General features: G+C 41.2%; 6 protein-coding genes. 2 read left to right on the plus strand and 4 right to left on the minus strand.

All coding sequences use genetic code 11. The features are described from left to right. From AB1488_03460 to guaB, 4 genes are all read right to left on the minus strand, one after another. Window positions 1-133 (minus strand): OB-fold nucleic acid binding domain-containing protein (locus AB1488_03460; protein MEW6409154.1); only part of this gene is annotated, 133 nt, incomplete at its 3' end. Further along, complete coding sequence (locus AB1488_03465) at window positions 130-876, minus strand: pseudouridine synthase (GenBank protein ID MEW6409155.1); 747 nt, start codon at window positions 874-876, stop codon at window positions 130-132. The genes AB1488_03460 and AB1488_03465, both read right to left, overlap by 4 nt. Window positions 877-1,183: 307 nt before the next feature. Further along, window positions 1,184-2,755: a glutamine-hydrolyzing GMP synthase gene (gene guaA / locus AB1488_03470; GenBank protein ID MEW6409156.1), complete on the minus strand. Its 1,572-nt coding sequence runs from the start codon at window positions 2,753-2,755 to the stop codon at window positions 1,184-1,186. After that, window positions 2,752-4,212 carry an IMP dehydrogenase gene (gene guaB / locus AB1488_03475; GenBank protein ID MEW6409157.1) on the minus strand — a complete coding sequence of 487 codons (1,461 nt, stop codon included), beginning with the start codon at window positions 4,210-4,212 and terminating at the stop codon, window positions 2,752-2,754. The genes guaA and guaB overlap by 4 nt, the downstream gene beginning before the upstream one ends. Window positions 4,213-4,336: 124 nt before the next feature. Between guaB and surE the strand changes: the two genes are divergently transcribed. Together surE and AB1488_03485 are read left to right on the plus strand one after the other, a co-directional pair. After that, window positions 4,337-5,116 carry a 5'/3'-nucleotidase SurE gene (gene surE / locus AB1488_03480; GenBank protein ID MEW6409158.1) on the plus strand — a complete coding sequence of 260 codons (780 nt, stop codon included), beginning with the start codon at window positions 4,337-4,339 and terminating at the stop codon, window positions 5,114-5,116. After that, window positions 5,113-6,314: FAD-dependent protein (locus AB1488_03485; protein ID MEW6409159.1), on the plus strand; the 1,202-nt coding region annotated here is incomplete at its 3' end. The genes surE and AB1488_03485, both read left to right, overlap by 4 nt.

Below are 6,314 nucleotides of genomic sequence, written 5' to 3' on the forward strand. Positions count from 1 at the left end.
TACCTTCCCTGTCTCTGAGGTCGATGAAGATAATACCACCATGGTCCCTTCTACGCTGTACCCATCCGCAGAGGGTTACCCTCTTTCCACAATCGCCCAGCCTCAGACTGCCACAGTAATGCGTCCTGTTCATAGGCGTGTGATATTACCACGAGGGGGTGTTTTTGTCAAAGACTTTAAGCGATTAACCTCTTGCTGTGTCAGATGCTTGTAGTTACCAACTGGTAGATCTAATCTTAATGGCCCGTAGCCTGTTCTCTTGAGTTTTAATACAGGATGTCCCATTCTCTGTAACATCCTTCTTATCTGTCTTTTTCTACCTTCATGAATGGTTATTTCTATCCATGAGTTCTTATCTGTTCTCTGTATTTTCTTTATCTTACAGGGTGCAGTTTTCCCATCTTCAAGATATACACCACCTTCAAGTTTATCTATTTCCTTTTCTGTAATAATACCAGAGACCTTTGCTATGTATATCTTGGGTATATTGCTTCTCGGGTGCATGAGGGTGGCTGAAAGTTCACCATCGTTTGTAAGGAGCAAAAGCCCTTCTGTATCAAAGTCAAGCCTTCCAACAGGATAAACCCTGACAGGAATATCTCTTAACATTTCTATTACTGTGGGTCTACCCTCAGGGTCCTTGAGCGATGTTATGTAGCCTCGTGGCTTGTTAAGCATTATATAGACATGAGGTTGTGCTAATCTTATTAGTTTTCCATCTACCTTTATATGGTCTCTTTCAGTGTCTGCCTTTACTCCGAGTTCTTTTACAATCTTACCATTTATACTGACCCTACCTTCAAGAATAAGTTCTTCACCCCTTCTCCTTGAAGTTATACCAGCCATAGATAAAATTTTTTGTAATCGAATTTGCATTTTTTGGACACCAATTGTTGCAATATTACAACAATTTCCTTTAAATCCTAAATTCTAGTATCTAAATTCTAAACAAATCCCAGATAGTTTTGAAATTTTAGTTATTTGAATTTGTTCAGGATTTTGGATTTAGAATTTTGCCATAATCCTTAAGCAACTTCTATGGCACATAGTTTGCAGTAAGATTTATTTTCAAGATGGAAGATATACTCTTTTTATCAAGCAACATAGTGCCGGGGATCTTCTTTTTATGCATGGTGTGGGGAGTTTACTCCTACAATCTGCGTAGCAAGAAGGTTTAGCATCATCATTCCCACTCTATTGTGCTCGGTGGTTTAGAGCTTATATCGTAGACTACCCTGTTTACGCCTCTTACTTCATTAATAATCCTGTTTGAAATCCTTTCTAAGATATTGTAAGGTATCTTAGCCCAGTCCGCCGTCATTCCATCCGTGCTTGTTACCGCCCTGAGTGCTATTACATTCTCGTATGTCCTTTCATCCCCCATCACTCCGACGCTCTTAACAGGCAAAAAGACCGCAAAGGATTGCCATAGTTCTCTATAAAGTCCTGCCTTTTTAATCTCTTCTAACACAATTGTATCAGCACCCCTGAGTATCTCTATCCTCTCTTTTGTTACCTCTCCAATAATCCTTACTGCCAGTCCTGGTCCAGGAAAAGGCTGTCTCCATACTATCTCTTCTGGAAGCCCGAGTTCAAGTCCTGCTATTCTTACCTCATCTTTAAATAGCTCTCGTAAGGGTTCAATAAGTTTAAGTTTCATTGCGTCTGGCAGTCCACCGACATTGTGGTGGCTTTTAATTGTGACGGATGGACCTTTAAATGAAACGCTCTCTATCACATCAGGATAGAGAGTTCCCTGAACGAGAAATTCTATGTTACCTAATTTCTTTGCCTCTTCCTCAAAAATGAATACGAACTCATTACCAATGATCCGTCTCTTCTCTTCAGGTTCAACTACACCTCTGAGTTTTTCAAGAAAACGCTTTTCTGCATCAACAGTTACGAGATTCGTCTTAAAGTGCTTTCCAAAGGTATTAACTACCTTTTCTGCCTCCCCTTTTCTGAGAAGCCCGTTATTTACAAAAATACATGTCAAATTATTTCCTATGGCTCGATGGACAAGCAAGGCAGCCACAGATGAATCAACACCACCGCTCAGGGCGCATATCACCCTTTTATCTCCGGTTGTTCCTCTTATCCTTTCTATGGAATGCTCTACAAATGACATCATTGTCCAGGCAGGTGAACATCCACAGATATTGTAGAGAAAGTTCTGGAGTATCTTTGTCCCGAGAGGGGTATGGACGACCTCTGGATGGAATTGCATAGCATAAAACTTTCTTTTTTTGTTCTTTATCGCAGCCATAGGAGAGTTATCGGTATGAGCGATAACATTAAAACCCTCTGGTAGTGAATCTATCCTGTCACCATGACTCATCCAGACGACAGTTCGGAGTTCGGAGTTCAGAGTTCGGAGTTCGGAGTTTATACCCTTAAACAAATCTGAATCATCGTCAATTATAAGTTCAGCCCGTCCGTACTCCCTTTTCGCTGCCTTCGATACCTTTCCACCGAAAAGATGGGTCATAAGCTGCATTCCATAGCAGATACCAAGCACAGGTATATTGAGCCTAAATATTTCTGTATCACATATCGGTGCGCTGACATCGTATACACTGGCAGGACTTCCAGAGAGAACTATGCCTTTTGGGTTAAATGACTTAATTCGATGGAGAGGAACATTAAAGGGGAATATTTCTGAGTATACTTTACTTTCCCTGACCCTGCGTGCTATAAGCTGAGTATACTGGGAGCCAAAATCCAGAACTAATATCTTATTTTGAATTTTGTTTATTGTTCTATCCTGTAGTTAGGGGCTTCCTTTGTGATTATTACATCATGGACATGACTTTCTCTAAGTCCTGCATTCGTTATCTTTATAAATTTACTCTTTTTTCTAAGGTCTTCTATACTTTTATTGCCACAGTAACCCATCCCTGACCTCAGTCCTCCGATAAGCTGGTGGATGCTTGCTGAGAGAGGTCCTTTGTATGGAATCCTACCTTCCACTCCCTCCGGTACCAGTTTGCTCTCTGGTATCCTCTCCTGGGAATACCTATCCTTGCTTCCTTGTTCCATTGCCCCGATTGATCCCATACCCCTATAAACCTTATAGCTTCTGCCCTGAAAGAGTACTGTTTCTCCAGGGCTTTCGTCTGTCCCTGCGAATAATCCACCTATCATTACAGAGCTTGCACCTGCAGCGATTGCCTTCGTAATATCTCCAGAATACTTTATACCACCATCAGCAATAACAGGGATGTTATATCTATCTGCTGCCTTTGAACACTCCCAGACCGCAGTAATCTGAGGGACACCTGCACCAGCTATTACCCTTGTGGTGCAGATTGAACCTGGACCTATACCAACCTTTACTGCATCTGCTCCTGCTTTTACAAGGTCTTCTACAGCCTCGCTGGTTGCAATATTCCCTGCTATAACATCAACCTCAGGATATGTCTTTTTAATTATCTTAACAGACTCCAATACACCTTTTGAATGTCCATGAGCCGTATCTACAACGATTACATCAACCCCTGCTTTGACCAACGCAGAAGCCCTCTCGATGGATTCCGCTCCAACACCTACGGCAGCTCCAACCCGTAATCTGCCTAAGTTATCCTTGCATGCATTGGGGTATTTCCTTCGCTTCTCTATATCCTTAATTGTTATAAGTCCTTTAAGTTCATAATTTTCATCTATGATTAACAGCTTTTCAATCCTGTATTTATGCAGTATGTCTTTAGCCTCATCGAGGGTAGTGCCGACAGGGGCGGTTATCAGCCCTTTTTTGGTCATTACCTCTGATACCTCAAGATCCATCCTCGTCTCAAACCTGAGATCCCTGTTTGTCAGTATACCAACAAGTTTTCCATTTTTCGTCACAGGGACTCCAGAGATTCTGTATCTTTCCATCAGTGAGAGGGCTTCATGAATCCTCTGTTCAGGAGAAACAGTAATAGGATCAATTATCATACCACTCTCAGATTTTTTTACCTTGTCTACTTCTGCCGCCTGTGCATTTATTGACATAGAACGATGGATAACCCCCATGCCACCTTCTCGCGCAATTGCGATTGCGAGTTCTGCCTCTGTTACAGTATCCATCGCAGCGCTGATGATTGGTATATTAATTGTTATATTCCGTGTAAGTCTTGTTTTTATATCAACATCCCGTGGCAGGACATCTGATCTTGCTGGTATAAGTAATACATCGTCGAAAGTTAGTCCTTCTTTTATATCTTCAAGCATGGTCTCTCAATGTCCAAAAATTAGATATATTATAACATTAGATATCGCATAGGCGTCAAGCCAAAAAGATAAGAAAGATAAGGATTGATTTGAGCAGTGGTATCCTGTATACTGTATACCAATAATGCCGCTTATACTTGCTACAAATGATGACGGGGTATATTCACCAGGATTGCAGATACTCGGGAAGACTCTGAGAGGTCTTGGTGAGGTGGTTATTGTAGCCCCTGACAGGGAAAGGTCAGCCGCCAGCCACTCACTGACACTTCACCGCCCTCTGCTCGTGGAAGAGATTAAAAAGGATATATACAGCGTAAATGGAACCCCGACAGACTGTGTTATCATAGGTGTCAGAGGAATACTGAAAAGAAAGCCTGACCTTGTTATCTCGGGCATAAATAAAGGTCCAAATCTCGGTGATGACATTACATATTCGGGCACTGTAGCCGGTGCGATAGAAGGCAGGATACTCGGTATCTCTTCTATGGCAGTATCATTAGTCGCCTCCGAGAACTTTCTATTTAATGAGGCTGCAAACTTTGTTCTGAGACTATCTGAGATGATACTCGAATATGGACTGCCAGAGGATACCCTCCTTAATGTCAATATTCCTAATCTACCCCTATCTGAGATAAATGGTGTCAGGGTTACAGGTCAGGGGAAAAGGATATACGGAGATATACTCACAGAGATGAGTGATCCAACTGGAAAAAAACACTTCTGGATTGGGGGGAATCGTCTATCATGGGAAAAGGCAGAAGATACAGATTTTGATGCTATAGAAAAAAACGCCATATCTATAACACCGATACATCTTAACCTTACAAACTATTCAGCGATAGAATATCTAAGACATTGGGAGGATATTTTCTTAGAGAAGCACCTTCTACAGGGTTACAGATGAAATACTACAATGTAATTATAGTCGGTGCAGGTCCTTCAGGTATCTTTTCTGCATTAGAACTCCTAAAATCAAAAAAAGATATTAGAATTCTAATCATAGAAAGAGGTGAAGACATCAATGATAGGGTATGCCCATTGAAAATAAGGGACATATCCTGTGTGCATTGTGACCTCTGTTCAATATTATCTGGGTGGGGTGGGGCAGGTGCCTTCAGTGATGGAAAACTCAATCTTTCACCTGAGATTGGTGGATTCCTGAGCAGATATATAGAAAAAGAAAAGCTTTCAGAACTTATCGAATATGTAGATGCAATATACAAAGAACACGGTGCACCCGATAGGATATACGGGAAAGACCTTCGCAGGATAAACGAACTTAAGAGACTTGCACAAAAATATGACCTGTTGCTTATACCATCTTATATAAGACATGTTGGAACAGAGAATTGTTTTGATTTATTGAAATCATTCAGAGAGGAAATAAACAAAAATGCAGAGGTATTATTCAATCAAAAGGTAGAAGAGGTTATCTTAAAGGACAGGAAGGCAGCAGGTGTAAGGACATCTGATGGAAATGAGTTTTATAGCGATTACACAATCCTTGCTCCTGGAAGAGCTGGTTCTGATTGGCTGAGTAAAGAGGCTGCAAGACTGAATCTCACTTCTTTGAATAATCCTGTTGATATCGGGGTGAGGGTTGAGGTGCCTGCATCTATACTTGAACATATTACATCCTTGTTGTATGAACCAAAATTCATTTTTTATTCAAAAAAATTCGATGATAAGGTCAGAACATTTTGTATGAATCCATACGGTGAGGTCGTAAAAGAGTTTAGCCAGGGCATATCCACTGTTAACGGACATAGTTATTCAGAAAAGAAGACCTTCAATACAAACTTTGCTATCCTTGTCAGCACATTATTCACAGAACCATTTAATGAACCAATATCCTATGGTGCGTATATCGCAAGGCTGGCAAATTTTCTTGGAAGGGGAGTTCTAATACAGAGACTTGGTGACCTCCAGAGAGGAAGACGGTCAACACCAGATAGGATTGCGAAGGGTGTGGTATCACCCACCTTAGAGGATGCGACACCTGGAGACCTGAGTTTTGTCTTACCATACCGTTATCTCTCTAATATTCTTGAGATGCTTGAAACCCTTGATAGGATTGCACCTGGGATAAACTCTACCCATAC

Source organism: Nitrospirota bacterium (assembly GCA_040756155.1).
Classification (GTDB): Bacteria; Nitrospirota; Thermodesulfovibrionia; order JACRGW01; family JBFLZU01; genus JBFLZU01.

Bases quoted from the DNA above. Each gene is read 5' to 3' on its own strand.
- AB1488_03465 (MEW6409155.1), bottom strand. From the start codon at position 876: ATGCAAATTCGATTACAAAAAATTTTATCTATGGCTGGTATAACTTCA.
- guaB (MEW6409157.1), bottom strand. From the start codon at position 4,212: ATGCTTGAAGATATAAAAGAAGGACTAACTTTCGACGATGTATTACTT.
- surE (MEW6409158.1), top strand. From the start codon at position 4,337: ATGCCGCTTATACTTGCTACAAATGATGACGGGGTATATTCACCAGGA.